Origin of the sequence: Vibrio sp. SCSIO 43097 (assembly GCF_023650755.1) — a bacterium.
Classification (GTDB): domain Bacteria; phylum Pseudomonadota; class Gammaproteobacteria; order Enterobacterales; family Vibrionaceae; genus Vibrio; species Vibrio alginolyticus.
Genome location: NZ_CP071840.1, coordinates 2,063,866 through 2,088,881, shown reverse-complemented (window position 1 = coordinate 2,088,881; position 25,016 = coordinate 2,063,866). Strand labels below are relative to the sequence as shown.

The 25,016-nt window shown below is 44.5% G+C and carries 20 protein-coding genes and 1 pseudogene; 12 read left to right on the top strand and 9 right to left on the bottom strand.

Annotation, left to right across the window (positions count from 1 at the left end):
- The first annotated feature begins 208 nt into the window (after positions 1–208).
- The 5 genes from J4N40_RS10275 (at position 209) to pheT (ending at position 8,182) form a co-directional block, all read left to right on the top strand.
- Positions 209–2,587 carry an efflux RND transporter permease subunit gene (locus tag J4N40_RS10275; RefSeq protein WP_165401693.1) on the top strand — a complete coding sequence of 793 codons (2,379 nt, stop codon included), beginning with the start codon at positions 209–211 and terminating at the stop codon, positions 2,585–2,587.
- Positions 2,588–2,605: 18 nt separating this feature from the next.
- The gene (locus J4N40_RS10270) at positions 2,606–3,397 is read left to right on the top strand and encodes an outer membrane lipoprotein-sorting protein (protein WP_025766823.1); all 792 of its coding nucleotides are present in this window, start codon (positions 2,606–2,608) and stop codon (positions 3,395–3,397) included.
- A 10-nt stretch (positions 3,398–3,407) separates the two neighbouring features.
- Positions 3,408–4,583 carry a hypothetical protein gene (locus J4N40_RS10265; protein WP_373921029.1) on the top strand — a complete coding sequence of 392 codons (1,176 nt, stop codon included), beginning with the start codon at positions 3,408–3,410 and terminating at the stop codon, positions 4,581–4,583.
- Positions 4,584–4,774: 191 nt separating this feature from the next.
- Positions 4,775–5,758, top strand: a complete 984-nt coding sequence (gene pheS / locus J4N40_RS10260; RefSeq protein WP_005385470.1) for a phenylalanine--tRNA ligase subunit alpha — start codon at positions 4,775–4,777, stop codon at positions 5,756–5,758.
- Between the two features lie 18 nt (positions 5,759–5,776).
- Entirely contained in the window at positions 5,777–8,182 is a 2,406-nt protein-coding gene (gene pheT, locus J4N40_RS10255) for a phenylalanine--tRNA ligase subunit beta (protein ID WP_149191888.1), read from the top strand.
- 213 nt (positions 8,183–8,395) lie between these two features.
- On the opposite strand, the gene J4N40_RS10250 is transcribed toward pheT, so the two are convergent.
- Positions 8,396–9,277, bottom strand: coding sequence for an AEC family transporter (locus tag J4N40_RS10250; RefSeq protein ID WP_149191887.1), 882 nt, complete (start codon positions 9,275–9,277; stop codon positions 8,396–8,398).
- Positions 9,278–9,811: 534 nt separating this feature from the next.
- Here J4N40_RS10250 and ihfA point away from each other — a divergent pair.
- Complete coding sequence (ihfA, locus tag J4N40_RS10245; protein ID WP_005377899.1) at positions 9,812–10,108, top strand: integration host factor subunit alpha; 297 nt, start codon at positions 9,812–9,814, stop codon at positions 10,106–10,108.
- Positions 10,109–10,229: 121 nt separating this feature from the next.
- Here the strand turns inward: ihfA and J4N40_RS10240 are convergent, their stop codons facing one another.
- The gene (locus J4N40_RS10240; RefSeq protein ID WP_213972298.1) at positions 10,230–11,009 is read right to left on the bottom strand and encodes a nucleotidyltransferase family protein; all 780 of its coding nucleotides are present in this window, start codon (positions 11,007–11,009) and stop codon (positions 10,230–10,232) included.
- Between the two features lie 315 nt (positions 11,010–11,324).
- Between J4N40_RS10240 and J4N40_RS10235 the strand changes: the two genes are divergently transcribed.
- Positions 11,325–11,975, top strand: coding sequence for a thiopurine S-methyltransferase (locus tag J4N40_RS10235; protein ID WP_213972299.1), 651 nt, complete (start codon positions 11,325–11,327; stop codon positions 11,973–11,975).
- Positions 11,976–12,047: 72 nt separating this feature from the next.
- Here the strand turns inward: J4N40_RS10235 and purT are convergent, their stop codons facing one another.
- From purT to J4N40_RS10200, 7 genes and pseudogenes are all read right to left on the bottom strand, one after another.
- A complete protein-coding gene (gene purT / locus J4N40_RS10230; protein ID WP_250654232.1) occupies positions 12,048–13,223 on the bottom strand; it encodes a formate-dependent phosphoribosylglycinamide formyltransferase in 1,176 nt (391 codons plus the stop codon).
- 143 nt (positions 13,224–13,366) lie between these two features.
- Positions 13,367–14,254 (bottom strand): cytidine deaminase, encoded by an 888-nt coding sequence (gene cdd, locus J4N40_RS10225; RefSeq protein WP_005377892.1) that lies wholly within the window; start codon positions 14,252–14,254, stop codon positions 13,367–13,369.
- 430 nt (positions 14,255–14,684) lie between these two features.
- Entirely contained in the window at positions 14,685–15,362 is a 678-nt protein-coding gene (locus J4N40_RS10220; protein ID WP_005377888.1) for an LrgB family protein, read from the bottom strand.
- Position 15,363: 1 nt separating this feature from the next.
- Positions 15,364–15,738 (bottom strand): CidA/LrgA family protein, encoded by a 375-nt coding sequence (locus J4N40_RS10215; RefSeq protein WP_005397786.1) that lies wholly within the window; start codon positions 15,736–15,738, stop codon positions 15,364–15,366.
- A gap of 55 nt (positions 15,739–15,793) precedes the next feature.
- Positions 15,794–17,215, bottom strand: coding sequence for an exodeoxyribonuclease I (sbcB, locus tag J4N40_RS10210; RefSeq protein WP_085569561.1), 1,422 nt, complete (start codon positions 17,213–17,215; stop codon positions 15,794–15,796).
- Between the two features lie 157 nt (positions 17,216–17,372).
- Positions 17,373–18,746 (bottom strand): L-cystine transporter, encoded by a 1,374-nt coding sequence (locus J4N40_RS10205; protein WP_171345347.1) that lies wholly within the window; start codon positions 18,744–18,746, stop codon positions 17,373–17,375.
- 200 nt (positions 18,747–18,946) lie between these two features.
- Positions 18,947–19,635: pseudogene (locus tag J4N40_RS10200) on the bottom strand (NAD(P)H-binding protein).
- A gap of 248 nt (positions 19,636–19,883) precedes the next feature.
- On the opposite strand from J4N40_RS10200, the gene cobT reads away from it, so the two are divergent.
- The 5 genes from cobT to J4N40_RS10175 all read left to right on the top strand — a co-directional run bounded on the left by cobT (position 19,884) and on the right by J4N40_RS10175 (position 24,814).
- Positions 19,884–20,927 carry a nicotinate-nucleotide--dimethylbenzimidazole phosphoribosyltransferase gene (cobT, locus tag J4N40_RS10195; RefSeq protein WP_115385891.1) on the top strand — a complete coding sequence of 348 codons (1,044 nt, stop codon included), beginning with the start codon at positions 19,884–19,886 and terminating at the stop codon, positions 20,925–20,927.
- Positions 20,927–21,733, top strand: coding sequence for an adenosylcobinamide-GDP ribazoletransferase (locus J4N40_RS10190; RefSeq protein ID WP_115385892.1), 807 nt, complete (start codon positions 20,927–20,929; stop codon positions 21,731–21,733). Before cobT ends, J4N40_RS10190 begins: the two co-directional genes overlap by 1 nt.
- Entirely contained in the window at positions 21,730–22,263 is a 534-nt protein-coding gene (gene cobU / locus J4N40_RS10185; RefSeq protein ID WP_025766771.1) for a bifunctional adenosylcobinamide kinase/adenosylcobinamide-phosphate guanylyltransferase, read from the top strand. The genes J4N40_RS10190 and cobU overlap by 4 nt, the downstream gene beginning before the upstream one ends.
- 11 nt (positions 22,264–22,274) lie before the next feature.
- Entirely contained in the window at positions 22,275–22,889 is a 615-nt protein-coding gene (gene cobC, locus J4N40_RS10180; protein ID WP_115385893.1) for an alpha-ribazole phosphatase, read from the top strand.
- A gap of 128 nt (positions 22,890–23,017) precedes the next feature.
- Entirely contained in the window at positions 23,018–24,814 is a 1,797-nt protein-coding gene (locus J4N40_RS10175) for a M3 family oligoendopeptidase (protein ID WP_115385894.1), read from the top strand.
- Positions 24,815–25,016: the final 202 nt, after the last annotated feature.

Sequence of the window (25,016 nt, the reverse complement as noted above, 5' to 3'; positions counted from 1 at the left end):
TCGCACCATTGTGACGAATCGTCATTAAATCTCGAAGGTTGGCGTTCAGCCAATGATCACGAGAAGCATAGGAAGTTACTAAAAACTAACTTATGTAGCCAAATTCATTCGATCTAAAGTTTGCATGTCGAGTTTGTCTGGTTATTTACAGCATTTGCTGTTTTTTTTAGTTTTTAAATTTGACGAAACGTCACAAAAGGAGAGTGTGATGCCACATCACAACGTTCAACAATACGCCCGTTCAGGGTGGGGTAAGCTACCAACGAATTACAGTGTATTGGTGATGCTTGCTACCGTTTTATTGATTGTCATAGCAACTATTGGAGGAAAAAATCTTTACTTTAGAGGAGATTACGACATCTTCTTTGATGGAACAAATGAGCAGTTACTTGCGTTTGATGAAATTCAAACCACCTTTGCAAAATCTGACAGTCTTGCTTTGGTTATAGCGCCAAAGAGCGGCACTGTTTTTACTCCTAGCACATTATCTCTTATTCAGCAGATCACTGACGAGGCGTGGCAAGTTCCATACTCGACCCGCGTTGATTCCCTCGCCAACTACCAGCATACCGAAGCGTTTGAAGATGATCTTCTTGTCGAAGATTTACTGTATAGCGAATATGAATTGACACCTCAACGAATAGAGAAAGTCAAAAGTATTGCGTTGAGTGAGCCGGTTTTGAAAAGTTCACTGATTTCTGAAAAAGGAGATGTCACGGTCGTAAACATTACGGTCCAACTCCCTGAAATAGATAAAACTGCTGAAGTACAAGAGGTGGTTGCTTACATAAACGGAATGATTGAACGTTATCAGCAAGTGTACCCAGACACGGAATTCCACAAGGCTGGTATTATTGCAATGAACTACGCGTTTATGACCGCAGCCCAAGATGATAGCGCAACATTAGTGCCTACTATGTTACTAGTGATATTGGTGTTTCTGACCATCATGTTGCGCTCATTGCTTAGCGTCATCGCGACGCTCATCGTTATTATCGGCTCGGTTATGGTGACAATGGGCTTGTCAGGATGGGCTGGTATGTTCTTAAGCACGGCGACCGTTAATGTGCCTACCTTGGTGATGACGCTTGCCGTCGCAGACTGTGTACACATCATCGCGACAATGCGTCAGTCTATGCAAAACGGCTTTAGTAAAGCCCACTCTATTGAGCGAAGTATTGCGCTCAATTTCATTCCTATCTTGATTACCTCCATTACCACCGCGATCGGCTTTTTAATGATGAATATGTCGGATTCTCCAATCCTGAGAGATTTCGGCAACCTATCAGCCCTTGGCGTCATGGTTGCTTGTTTCCTTTCCATCACGTTACTTCCCGCCTTGCTTAATATCCTTCCGGTTACGGTGAAGTCGGATACTTCTGATGAAAGAAAGCACTTTATGGATCATTTAGGAGATTTCGTGGTGTCAAAGCGACATGCTTTATTGCCGTTGTCGGTGCTTGTTATTGTCGCGAGTGCGAGCTTGATTCCACTGAACAAAGTCAATGATGAATCCGTCGAGTACTTTGGCCATAGCAATGAATTTCGCCGAGCGGCTGATTTTATGGAAGAGCGAATCAGTGGCATGGCGAACATCAGTATCGCGATAAAAACCAACGAATCGCAGGGTATTGCGGATCCTAATTTTCTCAATACCGTGGGTAAATTTACTGACTGGCTAAGGTTGCAGCCAGAAACGGACCATGTTGCGACCTTGAGCGATGTTTATAAGCGCCTAAACAAGAACATGCATGGAGATGATCAGGCTTATTACTCGCTCCCTCAAGACAGAGAATTAGCGGCTCAATATCTGCTGCTTTACGAAATGTCACTACCGTATGGTTTAGATTTGAACAACCAAATCAATGTAGATAAGTCGTCGATCAAGATGGTTCTCACCGTGGAGAACTTGGGCAGCGTCGAGCTTGTTGATTTGGAAAATCGCATTTACCAATGGTTTAACGAAAACGCGCCTCAATATGATGTTGTTGCTTCTAGTCCTTCATTGATGTTTGCGCATATTGGTGAAACGAATATGGCCAGCATGCTGTCAACCTTGCCCATTACTCTTGTCTTAATCTCTGCATTACTGATCTTTGCCTTGCGTTCGTTCAAGCTTGGCTTAATTAGTCTTGTCCCGAATATTGCTCCTGCGCTTATTGGTTTTGGTATTTGGGCGCTGGTTTCTGGCGAGATTAACTTGGGATTGTCTGTCGTTGTGACATTAACGCTTGGTGTTGTTGTCGATGACGCCGTTCACTTTCTTTCTAAATATCAACACGCTCGTAAAGATGGCCACAGTGCGGAGCAAGCGGTTCGCTACGCCTTTCGCACCGTGGGGCGCGCGCTTTGGATTACGACTGTCGTGCTTGTTGCTGGTTTCTCTGTTCTGGCGATGTCGAGCTTCCGCTTAAATGCCGATATGGGACAGTTGAGTGCCATTGTTATCTTCATTGCTCTTGTTGTGGATTTCATCTTTCTACCGACTCTACTGATGTTGTTTGACAAAGGCGTTTACGACGAGGTGGAGCGCCGAAATAAGCTTAAATCAACTGACTCTCAAACCAAGACTGTTACTCAGTCATAACGAATTAAAGGATTGAACATGAATTTAGTAAAAAATGCCTTAAAAGTATCAGTACTTTCTGTCTCGCTTATTATGAGTCATGCGGTGTTGGCGGATGAAGCCAAAGGACTAGAAATTGCCCAAGAGCGCAAAGCCCGTGATGAAGGGTGGGGGGATTCTGTTGCTACGATGCAAATGATTCTGCGAAACGCGCAAGGAGAAAGCAGCACACGTTTAATGCGCTTACAATCACTCGAAGTTGATGGCGATGGTGACAAAGGGCTCACGATATTTGATGAACCGAGAGATGTAAAAGGCACGGCGTTTCTTAACCATTCTCATACGGTGGGTGCCGATGACCAATGGCTTTACCTTCCTGCACTGAAACGTGTGAAACGTATTTCCTCGCGTAACAAATCAGGTCCTTTTATGGGCAGTGAATTCGCGTATGAGGATCTCAGTTCCTTTGAGATTGAAAAATACCGTTTCAACTACCTAAAAGATGACAGCATAAACGGGCAAGATGTTTTCGTCGTAGAGCAAATTCCGACCGATAAGAACTCAGGTTATACCAAGCAAACGGTATGGTTAGATAAAGCGCATTATCGTCCACTTAAAGTTGAGTTTTACGACCGCAAAGGCTCTTTGTTAAAAACGCTTTCTTTTTCCGATTACAAGCAATATCTCAACCAATATTGGCGAGCGCACACTATGGCGATGACAAACCATCAAACAGGAAAAAGTACTGAGCTAACGACTAGCGAAATGCGTTTTAACACTGGATTACAAGACAATGACTTTCATAAGAATGTGTTGAAGCGAGTGAGGTAGTGGAGGAAAAATGAAGCGATTAAATGCTGGGTTGTTGCTTAGTGCAGCAGCTTTTTTTTACTCGATGCCTCTGACTGCCGTCGAGCTCGCAGGACAAGTCAATATTGAGCATCGTCAGTTTTTTGAAACGGGCTCTCAGGGTCAGAGCAAAGCGCAAACGTCATTGGTTTTGCAGCCAGAATTTTACTGGGAGATGCAAAATGGTGATGCAAACTTTACTTTCACACCTTTCTATCGTCTGGATGGTCTAGACGATGAGCGAAGTCATGGTGACATACGAGAGGCACTTTATCTGACTCATTGGGATGATTATGAGCTTCGAGTTGGGATTAGTAAGGTCTTTTGGGGAGTGACTGAATCAGCCCATTTAGTTGATGTAGTAAACCAAACAGATGCCATTGAAGCCGTCGATGGTGAAGATAAACTCGGTCAGCCGATGTTACATTTTACCTCTTTCAAAGACTGGGGCACCGTCCACGCAATGTTGTTACCTTACTTTAGGGAACGAACGTTTGCGGGTACAGATGGCCGCTTGAGAACCGACCCCGTTGTCTCTGATGATGCTATCTATGAGTCAAGCAGAGAAGAGAAGCACGTAGATGTGGCTTTTCGATATTCGAAAATGCTTGGCGATTGGGACGTAGGCCTGAGCTATTTATATGGAACAAACCGGGATCCTTACTTTCGTTTTGAGTACGGAGAATTAAAGCCTTACTACGCTCTGATGAGTCATGTCGGTCTGGATGTGCAAGGAATCGTTGGCGATTGGTTATGGAAACTGGAAAGTATTTATCGAGATAGTGCTGATAATCATGTCGGTCTTGTGACGGGCTTTGAGTATACCTTCGTCGGTGCATTTGACACGGTTTGGGATGTGGGGGTTATTGGTGAGTACCTCTATGACAGTCGTGGGAACAACGCACAAACTATCGGTCAAAATGATGTGTTTGCAGGTATTCGTTGGGCGCTCAATGATGAGGACGGAACGGAAGTATTGACGGGAATTACGAAGGATTTAGATAACGATGATGTTTACAATGCTAAGTTAGAAGCATCGAGCCGAATATCGAATCACGTTAAGTGGCAAATTGATGCTTGGTTGTTTAAAAATGAAACACCAAATGATTTGCTCTACTTCGCTAGAGATGACGATTTTATCGAGCTATCTATTCAATACTATTTCTAAAACAAAAGGGCACAACTAAACGGCAGATTAACTAAAGATGACATTTTTGACGTTTTTGTGCTCTTTTTATTCAATAACCTCTTCTTTTCGTAATTCAATTTGGCATTGGTGCCCGGTTTGGCTACTATGTACAGCTATCAAAAAACCAATCACTCCCTTATGGACACTACCTACAGGTAGATGAGGAAACGATGCAACATCTAGAAGAGATCATTGCTAGCGCGAGCACTGCAATTGAAGCTGCCGAATCGCTAGTCGCACTTGATGAAGTGCGTGTTCAGTATCTGGGTAAAAAAGGTGAGCTAACTGCTCAACTTCAAAGCCTAGGCAAACTACCACCAGAAGAACGCCGTGAAGCTGGTCAAGAGATCAACAAAGCGAAAGGCGTAGTTCAGCAAGCTATCGCAGCTCGTAAAGATGCACTACAACGTGCTGAGCTTGAAGCGAAACTAGCAGCAGAAACAATCGACGTAACACTACCAGGTCGTCGTATTGAAAACGGTGGTTTACACCCAGTAACTCGTACTGTAGAGCGTATTGAGAAGTTCTTTGGCGAACTTGGTTTTAACACCGAGGCTGGCCCAGAGATCGAAGATGCATTCCACAACTTCGATGCGCTAAACATCGCAGCTGATCACCCAGCGCGTACTGACCACGATACTTTCTTCTTCAACCCAGACTTGATGCTTCGTACTCATACGTCAGGCGTACAGATCCGTACGATGGAAAATGGTAAACCACCATTCCGTTTCATCGCACCAGGCCGTGTATACCGTAACGACTACGACCAAACGCACACGCCAATGTTCCACCAAGTGGAAGGCATGCTGGTTGATGAGAACGTAAACTTTGCTCAGCTGAAAGGCATCCTGCACGATTTCCTATGTAACTTCTTCGAAGAAGAAGTAGAAGTACGTTTCCGTCCATCTTACTTCCCATTCACTGAGCCTTCAGCTGAAGTAGACGTGAAAGGCAAAAACGGTAAATGGTTAGAAGTGCTAGGCTGCGGTATGGTTCACCCGAACGTGCTACGTAGCGTAGGTATCGATCCTGAAAAATACTCTGGTTTCGCATTCGGTATGGGTGTTGAGCGTCTAACAATGCTTCGTTACGGCGTGAACGACCTACGTGCGTTCTTCGAGAACGATCTTCGTTTCCTAAAACAGTTCAAGTAATCCAGAGGGTTCATCAACATGAAATTCAGCGAATCATGGCTTCGTGAGTGGGTAAACCCTGCGGTTACTACTGACGAGCTAACTCACCAAATTACAATGGCCGGTCTAGAGGTAGACGACGTTCTTCCTGTTGCTGGTTCTTTTACTGGCGTTAAAGTCGGTCACGTTGTTGAATGTGGTCAACATCCAGATGCAGACAAACTGCGCGTAACTAAAGTTGACGTGGGTGAAGAAGAGCTTCTAGACATTGTTTGTGGCGCACCTAACTGTCGCCAAGGTCTGAAAGTAGCAGTAGCAACAGTTGGTGCTGTTCTTCCAGGTGATTTTAAAATCAAAAAAGCGAAACTACGTGGCCAGCCATCTCACGGCATGCTTTGTTCGTTCACTGAACTAGGTATCGACGTTGAGTCAGACGGCATCATGGAACTAGCAGAAGACGCAGTAATCGGTACTGATTTCCGTGAATTCCTAGGTCTAGACGACGTAACAGTAGACGTAGACCTAACAGCAAACCGCGCTGACTGTTTCAGCATTCGTGGTCTAGCTCGTGAAGTTGGCGTACTAAACCGTGCTGACGTGACTGAGCCATCAGTAGAAGCAGTTGCCCCTTCAATCGACGATAAAGTGTCTATCGAAGTGAAAGCTCCTGCTGCGTGTCCTCGTTACCTAGGTCGTGTTATTAAGAACGTAAACGTTCAAGCTGAAACACCACTATGGATGCAAGAGAAACTGCGTCGTTGTGGTATTCGCTCTATCGACCCTGTAGTAGACATCACTAACTACGTTCTTCTAGAGCAAGGCCAACCAATGCACGCATTCGATCTAGCGAAGATCGAAGGTGGCATCGTAGTTCGTATGGCTGAGCAAGGTGAGAAGCTAACGCTTCTTGACGGCAACGAAGCAGAACTAAACGCAGATACACTAGTAGTTGCTGACCATAACAAAGCACTTGCAATCGCAGGTATCTTTGGTGGTGAAGAGTCTGGTGTAACAACTGAGACTAAAGACGTTCTACTAGAGTGTGCATTCTTTGCACCTGACCACATCCGTGGTCGCGCACGCAGCTACGGTCTGCACACTGACTCTTCAATGCGTTTTGAGCGTGGTGTGGATTACGCACTACAAGTGAGCGCAATGGAGCGTGCAACACAGCTTCTTGTTGAAATTTGTGGCGGTGAAGTAGCACCTGTTGTTGCAGTAGAGTCTGAAGCAGACTTACCTAAGCCAAACAAAGTTGCTCTACGTCGTACTAAGCTAGACAACCTGCTAGGTCACCACATTGCAGATAGCGACGTAGTAGAAATCCTAGAGCGTCTAGGTTTGACTGTTGAAGCTTCAGAAGAAGGTTGGATGGCAGTAGCGCCAACATGGCGTTTCGATATCGCTATCGAGCAAGACCTGATTGAAGAAGTTGGCCGTATCTACGGTTATGACAACATTCCTAACCAACACCCAGCAGCAGCACTTAAGATGCACAACCACGTTGAAGCGGATCTTCCACTGAAACGCGTTCGTGATCTTCTTGTTGATCGTGGTTACCACGAAGCAATTACATACAGCTTCGTTGAGCCTGAGCAACAAAAGCTAGTTGTACCTGGTGTTGAGCCTCTAGTGCTTCCAAACCCAATTTCTGCAGACATGTCAGCAATGCGTCTTGGTCTTATCCAAGGTCTGCTGAACACGGTTGTTCACAACCAGAAGCGTCAACAGCCACGCGTTCGTCTATTCGAATACGGCCTACGTTTCATCCCATGTGAAACTGCAGAAAACGGCATGCGCCAAGAGCCTATGCTTGCAGGTGTTATTGCTGGTACTCGCGGTGAAGAACATTGGGATATCGAAACTAACACGGTTGATTTCTTCGACCTTAAGGGCGATCTAGAAGCGATTCTAGAGCTATCTGCGAACGAAAAAGCGTACTCTTTCGCTGCACTGTCACCTGAAAGCAAAAAAGCTAACCCAGCTCTTCACCCAGGTCAATCTGCGGCAATCATCGTAGACGGCAAAGAAGTAGGCGTGATCGGTACCGTTCACCCTGAGCTTGAGCGTAAGTTCGGTCTAAATGGTCGCACTATCGTATTCGAAATCGAATGGTCTGCAATCAACAGCAAAGTGATCCCAGAAGCGGTAGCACTTTCTAAATTCCCTTCAAACCGTCGTGATATCGCGGTAGTAGTGGATGAAGCTGTTGCATCTGGTGACATCGTTAACGCTTGTCTAGAGCAAGGTGGCGAGTTCCTTAAAGATGCGAAACTGTTCGACGTTTACGTAGGTAAAGGCGTTGAAGATGGTAAGAAGAGCCTAGCAATCGCTCTGACTCTACAGTCACTTGAGCGTACGCTTGAAGATGCAGATATCGCTGGTGCGGTTGACGCTATCGTTGCTCACGTTTCTGAGAAGTTTGGTGCGTCTCTGCGTGACTAATCTCGCGTAACGTATCTTCTTAAGAAATGAAAACCCTGCCAGTTTGGCAGGGTTTTTTATTTTTAGGATTACCTTATCGTTGTTCAAGTTCCTTACTGCTCGCACCACCCCTCATTATTTTAAAATACTAGACCAAACTAGGGATGGCCCTTACCCGAGATTAGGAACGTATTGTTTTTCAGCTAATACACGCTAACGATAGCTTATTGGCGGTTAGGCAGCGAGTGAGAGGGTATAGCTAAGCAGAAGAGGCAGCGTAAGAATGCTGAAAAAGTTGCCAAATAGTACCATTGATGCCACCTTCATGGGTTCTATATTCAGTCTTTCCGCAAATAGGTAATTCATGACGGCTGGTGGCAGCATTGTGAAGAGCACCATCATTTGCAATTGCATCGTTGGAAGGGGAATTAACCAATAAATAAGTGCAAAAGCGACAGCACCAGTTGCCAGTGACTGCACGGTACACAACACACCAATCTTTAAACCGTCCAACCGTAAATGACACATTTGTGCCCCCAGAGATAAAAGCATCACGGGTACGGCCGCTTGCCCAAGTAGAGCAGTGGTTTCGTATAAAGGCGCCCATGCACCCACATTTGACACGTTGAGAAACAGAGCCAACGACGCTGCTAAAAAGATTGGCATCTTGACTATTTGCTTAAAAGGGTTGCCATGACTAAGCAGCATTACGCCTAAGCTGATATGCAAGCATGCTGACACGACAAATAAAAGCACTGCTGAGGACAGCGCAATTTCTCCAAACGTATAGGTAAACAAAGGAATAGCTAGATTTCCGCTATTGCGAAACATATGTGGTGGCGCCCAGGTTTTAAACGAGAGTGACGTCCATCGACATACCGGGAGCATGAGTAGTGCGGGAATTAAAACCGCGACAATTGCCGCCAAAAGAAGCGGCCCCTGATTTGAATCGAGCGGCATGCTAACGAGTGACGAAAATACCAGTGCTGGCGTAAATACCTCAATATTAATGCGGTTTATTGGGCGAAAGTCAGGCTTGATGTAACGACCGACCAAATAGCCAACTCCGACAAGAGCAAAAACAGGGAAAAGAATATTTATGATTTGATTAATCATGGTCGCCTAGAAGCAGTGTAAGAAGCTAATGAGGAAATACACGAACTTCCACATTATCAATCTTTGTATATGGCGTCATCGTTAAACAGCGAGAAGCGTGGGTTTAATCAAGCTTTTTAAGCACAGTTGCAAAGTACAGGTGGTCATACCTTTTAATCTAATTGTTACGTATCGAGTTACATACAAATCACTGAATTTACGACAAGTTCTATGTCAAGTGTCTGTTAAATAACCAATATCTGATATTTTTATTAAATAGTGTTTAATGTTGATATTTAAACTAATTTTAGTTTTATAGTCTGGATGTTTTTCCTGATAAAGATGAAACGAAAACAAAAATATCAAATTTCTGGCGTTTAACAATAATTTACGTAGTGCTATTCCTTTTGTTCGCCAAGAAAAAAGTTGGCGAAAATCATAAGCTTGTCATACACTTCCTGATGTAACCCCGATATGTTGTTGAATTGGTAGGGTAAAACTGCTCTGGCGCTACACTAACGTAGCATTGTTTAACATAGCTTTGAGGAAAGTTTTATGGCGCTCACAAAAGCCGAACTGGCAGAAAACCTGTTTGATAAATTAGGATTTAGTAAGCGGGACGCCAAGGAAACGGTGGAAGTGTTCTTTGAAGAGATTCGTAAGGCACTGGAAAGTGGCGAACAGGTAAAACTGTCAGGTTTTGGTAACTTTGATCTTCGTGACAAGAATGAACGACCTGGTCGTAACCCGAAAACTGGTGAAGATATTCCAATTACTGCTCGACGTGTAGTGACTTTTCGCCCGGGTCAGAAGTTAAAAGCTCGTGTAGAAAACCTGAAGAAAGTACAGTAAGCCGAATAAATGGATCACGCTAAGGCGTGGTCTTTTTTTGCGTAAAATTCGTGTGCATACAAATGAAAACCACCGCAATGCGGTGGTTTTTCTGTTTATGAGAGACGCTTAATGATATCGGTTACGCCGCTTCTAGATGCGTTGTTAAGTATGGTTGCCATGCTTGTTGGTACAAGTTCTTAGACTGTGTACGCATGTTGTGAATAGAGGCAAGCTCTATTTCGCTTAGCTCACGTTTTTCCAACATCGCTTGACGTTCTAGTTTCTGGATTTTTTCGTATAGGTCGTGTTCGGGACCGCTTTTTACATCTGCGATTGCTTTCAAGTGCAGTTGAACTTCGGCTACTAGGTTTGTTTTTGGTAAACGAACGAGCAAGTTCAAGTCTCTATATCCTGAAGGGCCAGGTTTTTTGAATCGATTTTTTACTTTCACAATCGTTGTTTCACGCTCTAACGTTTCATAAATGGAGACTAAGCTCGCGACGTCTTCAGCAACAATCGTTGCACGTGCTAGGTCAGTAATACGTTCAACTTTCCCATCTAACTCTAAAGCTATCTTTTCTTCTGCTCGTTGTTTGGATTTCACGCCTGCGAAGTATGGCTGAGCGTCATTAAGAAGTGCGGTACTCTTACAGATAGTTTCAAGTTCAAATTGTGCTTGGTGAGCTTTGCTGTAAAGAATGTCGAAGTCAGAATATGGCTGAGTTGGCGTGATGTCGATTGACTGAATGCCATATAAACCGCTAAGGCTGTGTTTAAAAAGTTTCGAACAAACTTCGTTTTGGCTGGTTGAACGATTTTGTTCGCCACTAGGCGCAGGGGTAATTGGAAGTGCGGCAAATGCCGGTGCACGGCTAAGTACCAAAAGCATCAATGCTGTAGTACGAAGAAATAAGCTCATTCACTCTCCTTAACTTGCTTGTACTTAGAAAATAGGGAACATAAAGGTCGCTAAGTTCGGCAAATCAGGTACTAACTTATAAATGGGGCCATTACGAAAGATTCCAAGGTTTTAGTTTTATCTTGAAGTAGAATCGTGCGTTAGATCACCATTTCTCTTTTCTTTATTCTGATTATCAGATAAAGGCGCGTCTCCTATGAGACCGATTACATCCTATCACCGCAGTATTAACCAAAGATGAACGGCATAGACAAATTGAAAAAAAACGTTAGTCTTACCTCTCAAAATGAAAACAGCCGACAAGTAGAAAGTAAAATGAGAGACCAAGAATTTTGGCATAACAAATGGGCCAGCAATCAGATCGGGTTTCACTTGGAAGATGTAAACCCGCTATTACCAGTATATTGGAAACACACTAATCCAAAGCGTGAAGATAAAGTGTTAGTTCCTTTATGTGGAAAGTCAGAAGACTTGATTTGGCTAGCGATGAAGCATGATTCGGTTGAAGGCGTTGAGCTAAGCCATATTGCTGTGCGTGCCTTTTTTGCTGAACATTTTTACACGCCAACGGTAACGCCTCTTAATGGCATGCACGAGCTTTATCAATTTGATGAGCTCTCTATTTATACTGGGGACTTTTTCACTGCACCAGTATCTCAAGCCGATATCATTTATGATCGCGCCGCGTTGGTTGCTTTACCGCAAGATATGCGAGAGGAGTATGTAGAGCGTCTCAAGCAACTTTTGAACCCAGGCGGTCGTATTTTGCTTGTTACACTCAATTATCCTCAAGAAGAGATGGCGGGGCCTCCATTTAGCGTGCCGGTCGGAGAGATTGAGCAGTTATTTTCAGGTTACAAAGTTACTTGTTTGAACGTAGATGAAGCTGACGAGAATCATCCTAAAATTGCGAAAAAAGGCTTAAGTCGCTTCTCTGAAGAAGTGTACTTAATCGAGAGTGAATAGGCTCTCTTCGGTTTGGAACACGAAATAGCGCAGCAATTTGAGCTGCGCTATTTTTGTATGAGTGGTTCGTATTTAATAAATGATATTCACTTTTGAAGCACTTTCAACAGCATCTTGAACGGCTTCTTCGGTGGTTTTTCGTCGCGTAAGGACAACACCTAAACGGCGGCGACCATCGATTTCTGGCTTACCGAATAGACGAACTTGTGTTTGAGGTTGAGCTAAAGCTTTGCTTAGGTTTTCAAAGCGAATGTTTGTGGAAGTCCCTTGTCCAAGAATAACAGCAGACGCAGATGGGCCATGTTGCACAATATTATTAATTGGCATTCCGGTAAACGCGCGCACGTGGAGAGCAAACTCAGACATTTCCTGCGAAATCATTGTAACCATACCCGTATCGTGAGGGCGAGGAGAGACCTCATTGAAAATGACTTTATCGCCTTTGACAAACAGCTCTACACCAAAGATGCCGTAGCCACCGAGCGCGTTTACCACTTTCTCAGCCGTGTATTCAGCTGCTTTTACTGCGTTTTCTGACATAGCTTGCGGTTGCCATGATTCGCGGTAGTCGCCATCTTCCTGACGATGACCAATTGGAGCACAGAAATGCACACCGTCAACGGCTCTGATGGTCAATAAAGTGATTTCGTAATCGAAGTCGATAAAACCTTCCACGATAACGCGACCTGCACCCGTACGTCCGCCTTCCTGAGCGTAATCCCATGCTTTTGTAACGTCGTCTTCGGTCTTGATAACACTTTGCCCTTTACCTGAAGAGCTCATCACAGGCTTCACCACGCACGGAATACCCACATGCTCAACCGCGGCTTTGAAGTCTTCAAAATTATCTGCAAAACGATAAGGTGAAGTCGTCAATTCCAGTTCTTCTGCTGCCAAACGTCGGATACCTTCACGATTCATTGTTAGCCTGGTTGCCTTAGCGGTTGGAACAACATTCAGTCCTTTTTCTTCAAGCTCTACCAGTTTGCCGGTTGCGATGGCTTCAATTTCTGGTACGACGTAAGTAGGTTGTTCCTTCGTAATAACTTCTTCTAAGGCGTTCCCATCTAACATGTCGATAACATAACTACGGTGAGCAACTTGCATCGCTGGAGCATTGGCATAGCGATCACAAGCAATCACTTCTAAACCAAGTCTCTGGCATTCAAGGGCGACTTCTTTACCGAGTTCGCCAGAGCCTAAAAGTAATACACGGGTAGCATTTGCGCTAGTTGCAGTGCCAAACATAGTGTTCCCTTACAAAATAGAGTGATGAGACAGAAATTGCAGGAGATCATACTGAAGTTTTATGACAAAGCAAACGTTTGCTTTTGGTTTTTAGGTAATAAAAAAGCTCTACATGTTGTAGAGCTTTTTGTTGAATTTGTCGTTTATACGTTGACAAAACTAAGCGGAATATCTGGATTCAACGCTTCCAACGTTGATTGCGTATCGGCTAAGTGACTGATCTTACCTTCTGAGTTTTCTACCAATGCAGCGGCTTTGATGCTGTCAAAGGTTTCACCCGCAAGTAAAACTTGGATTAGCGCAACTTGTAGCGGTGGCAAGCTAGGATTAAACGCTGCATTTTCTGCATAAGCACCTTGGAATACACGGCCGCTAGTCATCTCTAATGCTAAACCACTCAAGTTGTTGGTGTATGGAGAGTGGCTCATGTTCATCGCTTCAACTGCACTTTGGATGAGTGCGTCTTCATCATCACATGAGAATTGGTGTTTAACTTCTGCCATTAAGCCGGACTCGATACCGAGATCGTTTGGTCCAAAGGCTTCAGGCAGGTATTCATGAAGTGACTTTTCTTCACGTTCCGGGAGCTGGATTTTAAGCTCGTTTGCGGTAGATAACTCATTCATGAACTGGCGGCAGTGACCACATGGGCTGAAGTTGATAGTGATATCCTTAACACCACGTTCGCCTTTCATCCAAGCATGGCTAATCGCAGACTGCTCTGCGTGAACCGTTTGACCCAACTGTACACCAAAGAATTCCATGTTGGCACCGAAGTAAAGGCGACCTGAAAGACCACGAACGATAGCGCCGACATAAAAGTCAGAAAGGGGAGCATAGGAGTACGCTGCGGCAAAAGGAAGTAGCGCAACACGAAGCTCTTTGTCTGATAGACCGGTAGCTGAAAGCAACTGCTCAAATTGTTGAACTGAAAGCGTAGCATCAAAATCATCAGCTTGGATGATAGGAGCAAGTTGTTTGGAAAGTGCTTCTGGAGCGCCTGCTAGCGCCTGTTCAATGCGACTTTTCATGTTGAATCCTTGTTATTGCATGGACAGTTATTCTATGTGAAAGATAGAAATGTTCCGTGCGTTAGATCACGATAAATAATGCAATTGATAATTCTGTTACATAATTAGAGTGAGCTCACACATGTATTCGATTGCACAGGTGTGAAGCGTTATCTCCGTCTCACAATTAACCATATTAGTATATATTCATATGACCAAGGAGCAGGAGTATGTTACTAACGCGACTTTTACCGCTATGCTATTTTATACCTACGTAATCTAGAGCGAGTGGTAGCACCTAGAATGCTAACGCTATGAATGTATATCTCAGTCAAGTCCCTTCACGATATTACTGGGTGAGGTTGATAGATAAGATAGGGTTTTGAAAAGGGTAAGGAAGAAGCGGAAAGGCTACGGCCTGCCGGAAGGAGGGCAGACCGAGAGCGCTTAACTATTGATATAGCCAGACAGCCAAAGCAAAAAAGCTTGGAGCCAAAATAGAAGTTATGATCCCACATAAAACCAATGCGAGTGATGAGAACGCGGCATCTATGGGCTGTTTCTCTGCACAAGTAGCGGTGCCTAAGGCATGAGAGACTGTACCCATTGTCAGACCACGTGCAATCGGGTGTTTAATTCCAATCAAATTGTAAATTGGGTATGCCAAAATTGCGCCCAATAAACCGACAATCAGAACCAAGATCGCTGCAACGGCGGCTTCACCACCGAGGTGACTCGATATTTCCATCGCTATTGGTGTAGTGACGGACTTACCCACTAGACTCGCGATTAAACTGATATCCGCTTTGAAAGCGACTGCGATCAAGGTGGTTGTCATCATCGACATCACACTGCCTACTGTGCAAGCAAAAGTGATGATTCGCCAGTTTGCTTTAATTTGTGGTAGTTGTTCATATAGTGGATAAGCCAGAGCAACTACGGCTGGTTGAAGTAAAAAACTGATCCCTTCGTTATCCGCATAATACGTTTCAAACGGTACATTTAAGTAAGTAAGCAAAGGAATGAGCACTGCAATACTGATCAGCAAAGGATTTGCTAGAGGATTATTCACTTTGATTGCAATTTGGCGCGCGACAAGAAAAACCGCAATGGTAACAACTAACCACATATCAGTGCTTCTCCTTTAACAAGTAGTCCAGCAGCCAAGCGAGGCTGACTAGTACAATGAGTGAGCCTCCAACTGCGCTAGCAATGATAGGGAGGGCATTAGCGAGTAGCATATCGAAATGTTGCATTAATCCCACGCTAATAGGAACGAACAATAAGATCATATAGCGGATAAATAGCGTGGCGCCCGGTTTGACCCAGTCGACTTTTACAAGCCCAAGAGTCATGGAGAAAAACAGTACGAGCATACCGATGACACTTCCTGGAACGGAAACGCCAGTGAACTTTTGAATGGTAATTCCGATGCCAAGTGCTCCCATGATGAGGAAGATTGAAATGAGCAGTTGGATCAGTTGTAAGAATCGTTCTTTAATCATTTTGACAGTATATAAACAACAAGCACACCATAAGGTGCGCTTGTATTAGGAGGAGTTAGGAAGCTAAGCTCTCTACATAACGGTACACGGATTTTAATATCGCAATCTTCTTTTCGTCACTTTCATGTTCGTGAACTAAGTTTTCTAAATTCAGCATGTACTCTTCAATTTGGCTTTCAAACACTTCTCGACAGTGTAGTGCCCAGCGTCTTTGTTCTTGCTCGTCTAATGTGCCTGGGAAGTTACGCGCACGATAGCGGAACAATAGAGGTTTAATACGCTTGTCATCAAATTCAATGTCTAATGCAGCAAGATTATTCGGGTCGGTTTCTCGAATGATATCCATAGCTGCGCGATCAGCCGGAGAAAAGAACCCGTCGTAAAGCTGTGTATCGACGTCATCACTTTTATCGAATTTACGCTCGACTGAAAAGAGGCTAATCAGCTTTTCTCTAATTTCAGGATGTTGGCGCAACAAAGCGAGATTAGCGAGACATTGCTGGCGATCAATGCCAATAGACTCCGCATTTTCAGCCGTTAACGTTTTTGCAGGGGCGAGAATAGGGCATTTGTTCAAATGAACTAGTTTAACTGGCACTGGTAGCAATTCACCAAGATCTTCGCGCTTAGTGTAGAGTCTTTCGTGCAGCTCTTCTGCGGATAGCTCAAGAATAGGTTGAGGGTCTTTCGCTAAATCGATGGTGATAACGGCGTTATTATTGGTTGGATGCCAAGCAACAGGCACAATCCAGCTAGTGTACTGGCATTCGCGCCCTAGCATGCCTGAAACGTGCATCAACGGTGTCATGTTGACGATGTCGACTAAATCATTGAGCTTGCGCTTTTGGCGCATAGAAAAAAAGTAATCAAACAATTTTGGTTGCGCTGCTTTTACTTTCTTTGCCATTTCGATAGTCGCAACCACATCTGCCATGGCATCGTGCGCGTTACTATGCTCTATGCCGTTAGCCACAGACAAGTGTTCTAATTTAAAGCTAGTGAAGCCATCTTCGTTTTCTGGCCATTCTACGCCTTCTGGGCGAAGGGCATGGCACGCGCGTAGTACATCGAGTAAATCCCAACGTGAGTTACCGTTTTGCCAACTCCATGCGTATGGATCGATAAAGTTGCGATAACAAGTATAACGGGTCACTTCGTCATCAAAGCGAATGCTGTTGTAGCCTAAACTGGTAGTATTTGGTTTCGCGAGTTCAGCGTGAATCTTAGCGATAAACTCTGGCTCAGAAAGGCCTTCTTGAACCGTTTTTTGCGGAGTAATACCAGTAATAAGTGCAGCTTCAGGAGACGGAAGATAATCAGCAGGTGGCTGGCAGTACATGACTAAAGGCTCGCCGATGATATTAAAGTTTTCATCTGTACGAACACCAGCAAACTGGCTTGGGCGATCTTTCGCGGGGTTGGTTCCCCATGTCTCATAATCAAAGAAGAAAAAAGTGGGCTGATTATCTTGGTGCATTCTGCTTACCGTTTACAAAACCGATGACAGTATTAGACCATTCAACGCCTTGACTAGCAACGAAAGATGCAAGTTGAATTTTTGAAAATGAAAAAAGCCGATGGCGAACCATCGGCTTGATATTTTACGTTTTATCGCTTTGGAAGGAATTTGAGTTCTATGCTCGTGTTTCTTCCAATGTTGCTTCACTTTCTGGTGACTTCAGCACTCGGCTAGCAATTGTACCCGCAGTCATTGAGCCTGAAACGTTTAGTGCGGTACGTGCCATGTCAATCAATGGTTCAATAGAGATAAGCAGCGCTGCGATGGTCACAGGTAAGCCCATTGCAGGAAGAACAATCAAGGCTGCAAACGTCGCACCGCCGCCGACACCTGCAATACCAAATGAGCTGATGGTGATAATCGCAATCAATGACAGGATAAAGTGTAGATCAAGTGGGTTGATGCCCATTGTCGGAGCTACCATCACTGCAAGCATTGCAGGATAGATACCCGCACAGCCGTTTTGGCCGATAGTGGCACCAAACGATGCTGATAGGTTTGCAATCGCTGGTGGTACGTTAAGCTTCGTGATTTGCGCTTCTACGTTTAGTGGAATTGTTGCTGCTGAGCTACGAGATGTAAACGCGAAGGTCAGTACAGGCCAGATTTTCTTAAAGTATTCCGCAGGGCTAACGCCGACAAAAGAGACTAATACGCCATGAACAACAAACATCAGTGCGATAGCAACATAAGACGCCACAATAAAGCCAAGTAGGTTTAGGATGTCGCCTGCGCTTGATGTCGCTACCACTTTTGCCATCAGTGCTGCGATGCCGTATGGCGTTAGGGCCATGATCATCTTCACTAGTCGCATAACGATAGATTGAGCAGCTTCTACGAAAGTACGAATCGGTGATTCCAACTCTGCTTTTTCCATCATCACTTTACGAGCGGCGATACCAGTTAACACGCCGAAAATCACAACAGCGATAATTGATGTCGAGCGAGCACCTGTTAGATCAGCAAATGGGTTGGTTGGAATGAAGCTAACTAGCATTTGAGGAATAGTTAAGTCACTTACTGTACCGGCACGGCTTTCTAAAACGGCGATACGAGCGGTTTCACGCGCACCTTCAGTTAAACCTTCTGCTGACAGGCCAAATGTCGTTGTCACCAAAATACCGATAAGTGCAGCAATTGCAGTCGTTAATAGAAGAACAGAGATGGTCAGGCCAGAAATTTTACCTAAAGATCCACCTTTCTCCAACTTAACAACTGCAGAGATCATCGATACCAATACTAGTGGCATGATGACCATTTTCAGTAGACCAACGTAGCCACTGCCTACAATGCCTACCCATTCAAGTGTTTGAGCAATTGCGCTGTTGCCTTCACCGTGAATGAGTTGCAAAGCAAGACCAAAAAGAGAACCGGTAACAAGACCGATCAAAACGAGACGTGAAAGAGTGTGTTTCTTTTGTTGCTGATTAAATAGAAAGAACAATATTCCAACAAAGACGGCTAGAGAGGCTATCACTGCAAAATTCATAATTTGACCTTATCAACCAGCCGAAGTGGCGGTTGTTTTTTATACGGGGTTTTATACGGATTTATTTATGGAGCGTAAGATAACGCTCGTGATATAACTTTAAAAATGACAAACGGGTATTAGCTAGATCTAAAATGAATATAAAAACGAGATCTAAGTCGCGTGAGAGTGTGAATTAGCACGTTAATTGTACAAAATGGTTATTTGTAGTGATGCAGTAAGTCACGCATTTCTTTCCTTTGTAAGTAAACCACCGAGTCTTCTTGATAACTGAAAAGTTGATAAATCATCGCTTTGGCGACATCTTCTGCTCGAATAGGTAAAAAGTTGGATAGTTTGCCAAGCATAAGTGGGCGAATTACCTTAAACAGAGTTTGTACTAACTTCTCGTCCATTCTTGGGTTTTGACGTTGACCAACAAGCGGGCCTGGGCGAACAAATACGATTTCCTCAAAATCCATAGCTTCGATTCGTTGTTCCATTTGTCCTTTACAAGCTAAGTAATGGGATGGCGATTTACTATTTGCACCGAGGCTAGAAACAACCGCAAGGCGTTTGACTCCGATTGTTTTCATTTGTTGGGCGACTTTGCACACCAGATCAACATCTACTCTACGCAAATTATCCTTACTGCCTGCTTGCTTAAGGGTCGTGCCTAAACAGATAAAGCCGATGGTTGGTGTTGGTTGGTTCTCATCCCATTGGTGGATAGAAAGGTCTGCATCAATGAGAGGAATAAGCTTGTTGTCCACATCTAGACGCCATCGAGTGGGCGGCGAGAAAGATAATATAATGTTCCAACACCTGATTGATTTATGAGGTTTGCAATGACTTTTGAGCCTACTAAGCCAGTTGCACCGGCGATGATTGCGCAGGTGTTGTTATCCATATCTTTTCTCCTATATGGGAACATAGTCTAAGCTATTGTAGCGGATTTCAACGAGTTACTTATAATCTCGTGCAAGAAAGGTGAGACGCTCTGCGAACTCGGCAGACTATCCTGAGATAAACTTGATTAGCGCTGCCCCAATTGGATGCAAGTGTATACAATAGTGGGCGCGCAAAAACTGTCGCTGAACAAGACCTCTTGAACAACAGAACACCTCTCACCCAGACAACATCAAAGGAACGTAAAAAATGGATGACTCTTTTGCTGCGGAGATACAAGCACGCATAGATAACAAAACCAAACCCGTCGGTTCTTTAGGCTTATTGGAAAAGGTGGCACTGCAGTTAGCTCTTATTCAAAGTCAGAATAAACCTCAGCCAGTTGATTCCATCGCTATCTGCAAACCAAGCATGCTGGTATTTGCTGGAGATCACGGCGTTGCAGAGGAGGGCGTGAGCATTGCGCCAAGCGAAGTCACTCAGCAAATGGTGGCTAACTTTCTCGCTGGCGGCGCAGCCATCAACTGTTTTTGCGACATTAATGGCATTCAACTCAAAGTAATAGATTGCGGCATGTTGGCTCCTATTGATGTGCTGGTTCCAGAATTTAAATCCCATCCCAACTTGGTTGAACAACGGTTGGGTAACGGTACGGCTAATTTTTCTAAACAATCAGCGATGTCCCCAGAACAAGTGGCGTTAGGTTTAGAATATGGTGCGAAGATTGCTGAGCATACCATTTTGCATGGTTCAAACCTCTTAATGTTCGGCGAGATGGGCATCGGTAATACCAGTTCGGCCTCAGCACTGTTATCGGCGCTGAGCTCATTAGATATTGATTATTGTGTTGGCGTTGGCACCGGAATCAATCAACAGCAGTTGAGCCGCAAATATAAACTGGTAGCACAGGGGGTAAACCGATGTCGAGGTCTTGAAACCAAAACGATTCTCGCACAGGTTGGGGGCTTTGAAATCGTACAAATGGTGGGCGCTTTTTTAGAAGCCAAGCGGCTTAAAACTCCAGTTTTAGTGGATGGGTTTATCGTATCGGTAGCGGCTTATATTGCGACGTTGTTAGACGAAGAAACGCGTGAATACATGTTGTTTGCCCATCGCTCTGAAGAAAATGGACATAAATTTGTATTGGAACATCTTAAAGCAGAACCTCTGCTCGACCTTGGTTTACGGCTAGGGGAGGGAACAGGAGCCGCTCTTGCCTTACCCTTGTTAAAAGCTGCCGCCCAGTTTTACAACAAAATGGCGAGCTTCGAGAGTGCAGGAGTTACAGTATAGTGTCAGTCCCTGATAATTCTGAGAAAGTCACGCCGTCATCGTTAAGATACCAGTGGGAGTTATTTCTATTAGCTACCAGTTTTTTTAGCCGCTTACCCGTGCCCCAAGCGTTGCCTTACAGTGAAGAACGCATGAATCAGGCAGGCCGTTACTTTGCGTTAGTTGGTCTCGTGCTTGGAGCACTTTGCGCTTTGGTATTCTCGCTCACCTCAATTTTTTTCCCAGAGTCGGTTGCCATAGTATTAACGATGGTGTTTAGCTTATTGTTAACTGGGGCTTTTCACGAAGACGGCTTGACCGATATGGCGGATGGCATTGGCGGTGGCATGACCGTAGAGCGACGCCTCTCTATTATGAAAGACAGTCGTATTGGCACTTATGGTGCCGCCACTCTCATTATGGCGTTATTGGCTAAGTATGTTTTTTGGAGTGAACTGGCTAACTTGCCGCACTTTTGGTTGGTCATTGTCGTCGCTTACACCGCAAGCCGAGCACTAGCAGCGACGCTTATTTATGACATGCCTTATGTCAGTGACAGTGATACGTCGAAAAGTAAACCGCTAGCAAGTCGCCAGTCTTCTCTAGAAGTCTCCATTTTGTTGTTTACTGGTGGCGTAACATTGCTTGTGCTTGGTTTCGCGGATGCGATCTTGATATCGCTTGTTCTCGTGGTATTTCGTTTGATGTTCAAACGTTGGTTAACCAAGAGAATTGGCGGCTTTACGGGGGATTGCCTTGGCGCAGCGCAACAGTTGTCGGAACTGCTTATTTATCTCACTATGATTGGGTTGTATCACTCCTCATGAAGCAATTGATACTCGGTGGCGCGCGCTCTGGGAAGTCGCATTTGGCAGAAAAAACAGCTAAGCAATTATCGGTCGCTTCTCATCGATCATTACACTATGTTGCAACCGCGCTGCCATTTGACCAAGAAATGCGAGAGCGAATAGCGCATCATCAAAAGCAACGCGGGGGCGAGTGGCAAGAGCATGAATGCCCCCTTCATTTATCTGAGTTACTGACAAATTTCGCTACCACCGATGTTGTATTGGTCGACTGTTTAACCTTGTGGCTCAACAATTGGATATTTGAGTTAGGTGATGAATGTTCCCATGAGAAGCTAGAAGCAGAAATTGAAAAGCTTATAAAGATGGTACGTGGCTCAGATGCGACGTTAATATTCGTCTCTAATGAGGTTGGAATGGGCATTGTGCCTTTGGGGGCGGTTAGTCGTTATTTTGTGGATAATGCAGGACGGATGAATCAAAAACTAGCCAGTGTTTGCCATCGCGTTACCTTTGTTGCTGCTGGTTTGCCGTTGGTTCTTAAAGAGTAGGATGGAACAAAATGAAAACACTCAATATCTATCTTGTGCGTCATGGAAAAGTAGACGCTCCACCAGGACTCCATGGCCAAACAGATGTAAAAGTTACGCCTGCTGATCAAGAGAGTATTGCTCGGGCTTGGGCTGAGAGTGGACGAGGTGTGGGTGGAATAATTTCTTCTCCACTTTCACGCTGTCAAGAACTGGCAAACATCATTGCTGAACAGCAATTATTACCAGTAATGACGGATGAATCTTTACAAGAGATGGCATTTGGTGATTTTGATGGTATGCCTTTTGATCTGCTCACTGAGCAGTGGAAAAAGCTAGATGCTTTTTGGCAATCGCCAGCACAACATACGTTGCCGAATGCTGAGAGCTTAAGCACATTTTCTGAGCGCATATGTCGCGTTTGGTCTCAAATCATCAACGATATCAATGACAATCTACTTATCGTCACGCATGGTGGCGTCATTCGTATGATTCTTGCTCATGTATTGGAGTTAGATTGGCGTAACCCAAAGTGGTATTCGACGTTGTCGATAGGAAACGCTTCTGTCACGCATGTAACAATTACCATAGATGAGCAAATTTACGCCTCGGTGCGTTCGATTGGCGTACCTCTTTTAACTCGTTAATTTATAAATATTAAAATGCCCAGAACGATACTGCTTACGGGCATAGTCACGGAAGATGTCAGTGGAAGCCCATCTGCTAGGTGCAGGAAGCGAAAATTGACTCAGTTACATAAAAAGGAAATATAGAAATGACAACGCCGAGTTGGGATTTGTCCATCGTTTATAACGACCTTTCTGACCCACGAATTCAAGACGATATTGCTCTTGTGGAACAATGTATTGATCTTTTGAATAAACAATCAGTAGATTGTGGCAACGTAGAGATCATGCAAAATGCGATTTTGACCAATGAAGCTGCGAGTCGTTTAGCGGGTACAGTTGCAAATTTTGCGAGTTGTTATGCTTCTGTTGATGCAACAAACGCCGAAGCGAAATCGTTACTTGGTAAAATGACCCGCATCTTTTCGGAGCTTTCCCAAGCGTTCAGTCCCTTTGATTTGACATTAACTCATGCCGACGAAGAGTTTATCTTGCGCGTGTTAGACCATGAAAATCCTGATATCAGTGGGCAAGCTTTTTCTATCTTGAATTCTAGAAAGTTGGCGGATACTCGTCTTAGCAACGCAGAAGAACAGTTACTGGCTGCGATGAGTGTGGATGGCAAATCGGCTTGGGGTAACCTATACGATAACCTGACTGGCTCATTGAAAGTGAAGCTTGAGTACACAGATGGTAATAGTGAAGAGCTTGGGTTTTCTCAAGCGGCAAGCATTCTTTATGGTTCTGAATTCGAGCGTCAAGAAGCCGCGTGGCGTGGCGTACAAGATGCAATGCAAACGCACCAAGAATCATTCGCTGCGATTTTGAATGCGTTAGCAGGATGGCGCTTAACTGAAAACAAAAAGCGTTCTACGAAGCGTGAAGTTCACTTCCTAGAGCCGAGTTTGCATGGTAGCCGAATCCAAGCTGAAACTTTAAATGCGATGATGACAGTAGCCAAAGACAGTCGAACTATTGGTCAGAAAGCAGGTTTATTGATGGCGCAAGTACATGGTCTGGATGAGATGAAACCTTGGAATCATCTGGCGGCTATGCCTGCTTTGAGCGGTGAAGCGAAGGTTTACGACTTTGATGAAGCGATTGATGTTATTTGTGAAGCATTTGAAACAGTAAACCCTGAGATGTCGGAGTTTGTCCGTTTGATGGTACAAAATGGTTGGATTGATGCCGCGCCAAATGCTAACAAGCGTCTTGGCGCATACTGCACCAAACTGCCAGCAACGCGAACACCACTTGTGTTTATGACTTGGAGTGGCAGCCGTTCAGACCTTATGACTCTGGCACATGAACTTGGCCATGCGTTCCATAACTGGGTTATTCGTGATTTGCCACTTTGCCAAACTTACTACCCAATGACGTTAGCAGAAACCGCCTCTATCTTTGCAGAAAACATCGTTCGTGATCATTTGATTTCGAAAGCGGAGAGCGTTGATGAAAAGCTCGAAATGTTGTGGGAAGAGTTGTCATCTGCGCTAGCTTTAATGATCAACATTCCGGTTCGCTACGAGTTTGAAAAATCGTTCTATGAACGCCGCCAGGATGGAGAGTTAACCGCAGATGAATTCTGTGAGTTGATGTCAGAAATTTGGAAAGAATGGTATGGCGACGTAATGAGCGAACCGGATCCGTACTTCTGGGCAAGCAAGCTGCACTTTTCTATTGATAGCGTGAGCTTTTATAACTACCCATACCTATTTGGTTTCTTGTTTAGCAAGGGTATCTATGCACAGCGAGAAACCAAAGGCGAAGCGTTTTACACCGATTACATCAATTTGCTGCGCGATACAGGCTGCATGATGGCGGAAGATGTCGTCGAAAAGCACCTGTCGATGGATTTAACCCAGCCAACGTTTTGGCAGCAGAGTGTTGAGCTAGTGCGTGAAAAAGTCGATGAGTTTGAGCGTTTGCTCGCACAGCGCGGCTAAGTTTTTCGCAGTGTTGATGCATAATCTGCTTTATAGCTACAAAAATTTGATCAAATCATAATGATCTTAATCAGGGCTGTGGTAAAGTTCACAGCCCTAACACTTTGTAATTGTTTGAAAATTAAACGCCTCAATGCTTGATTTGAGTGCCTGGCGCGAAAAGGCATCGGATTTTCGAGGGAAATAGTGATTTCTACTCATA

Bases quoted from the DNA above. Each gene is read 5' to 3' on its own strand.
- J4N40_RS10275 (WP_165401693.1), top strand. From the start codon at position 209: ATGCCACATCACAACGTTCAACAATACGCCCGTTCAGGGTGGGGTAAG.
- J4N40_RS10270 (WP_025766823.1), top strand. From the start codon at position 2,606: ATGAATTTAGTAAAAAATGCCTTAAAAGTATCAGTACTTTCTGTCTCG.
- J4N40_RS10265 (WP_373921029.1), top strand. From the start codon at position 3,408: ATGAAGCGATTAAATGCTGGGTTGTTGCTTAGTGCAGCAGCTTTTTTT.
- pheS (WP_005385470.1), top strand. From the start codon at position 4,775: ATGCAACATCTAGAAGAGATCATTGCTAGCGCGAGCACTGCAATTGAA.
- pheT (WP_149191888.1), top strand. From the start codon at position 5,777: ATGAAATTCAGCGAATCATGGCTTCGTGAGTGGGTAAACCCTGCGGTT.
- J4N40_RS10250 (WP_149191887.1), bottom strand. From the start codon at position 9,277: ATGATTAATCAAATCATAAATATTCTTTTCCCTGTTTTTGCTCTTGTC.
- ihfA (WP_005377899.1), top strand. From the start codon at position 9,812: ATGGCGCTCACAAAAGCCGAACTGGCAGAAAACCTGTTTGATAAATTA.
- J4N40_RS10240 (WP_213972298.1), bottom strand. From the start codon at position 11,009: ATGAGCTTATTTCTTCGTACTACAGCATTGATGCTTTTGGTACTTAGC.
- J4N40_RS10235 (WP_213972299.1), top strand. From the start codon at position 11,325: ATGAGAGACCAAGAATTTTGGCATAACAAATGGGCCAGCAATCAGATC.
- purT (WP_250654232.1), bottom strand. From the start codon at position 13,223: ATGTTTGGCACTGCAACTAGCGCAAATGCTACCCGTGTATTACTTTTA.
- cdd (WP_005377892.1), bottom strand. From the start codon at position 14,254: ATGAAAAGTCGCATTGAACAGGCGCTAGCAGGCGCTCCAGAAGCACTT.
- J4N40_RS10220 (WP_005377888.1), bottom strand. From the start codon at position 15,362: ATGTGGTTAGTTGTTACCATTGCGGTTTTTCTTGTCGCGCGCCAAATT.
- J4N40_RS10215 (WP_005397786.1), bottom strand. From the start codon at position 15,738: ATGATTAAAGAACGATTCTTACAACTGATCCAACTGCTCATTTCAATC.
- sbcB (WP_085569561.1), bottom strand. From the start codon at position 17,215: ATGCACCAAGATAATCAGCCCACTTTTTTCTTCTTTGATTATGAGACA.
- J4N40_RS10205 (WP_171345347.1), bottom strand. From the start codon at position 18,746: ATGAATTTTGCAGTGATAGCCTCTCTAGCCGTCTTTGTTGGAATATTG.
- cobT (WP_115385891.1), top strand. From the start codon at position 19,884: ATGGATGACTCTTTTGCTGCGGAGATACAAGCACGCATAGATAACAAA.
- cobU (WP_025766771.1), top strand. From the start codon at position 21,730: ATGAAGCAATTGATACTCGGTGGCGCGCGCTCTGGGAAGTCGCATTTG.
- cobC (WP_115385893.1), top strand. From the start codon at position 22,275: ATGAAAACACTCAATATCTATCTTGTGCGTCATGGAAAAGTAGACGCT.
- J4N40_RS10175 (WP_115385894.1), top strand. From the start codon at position 23,018: ATGACAACGCCGAGTTGGGATTTGTCCATCGTTTATAACGACCTTTCT.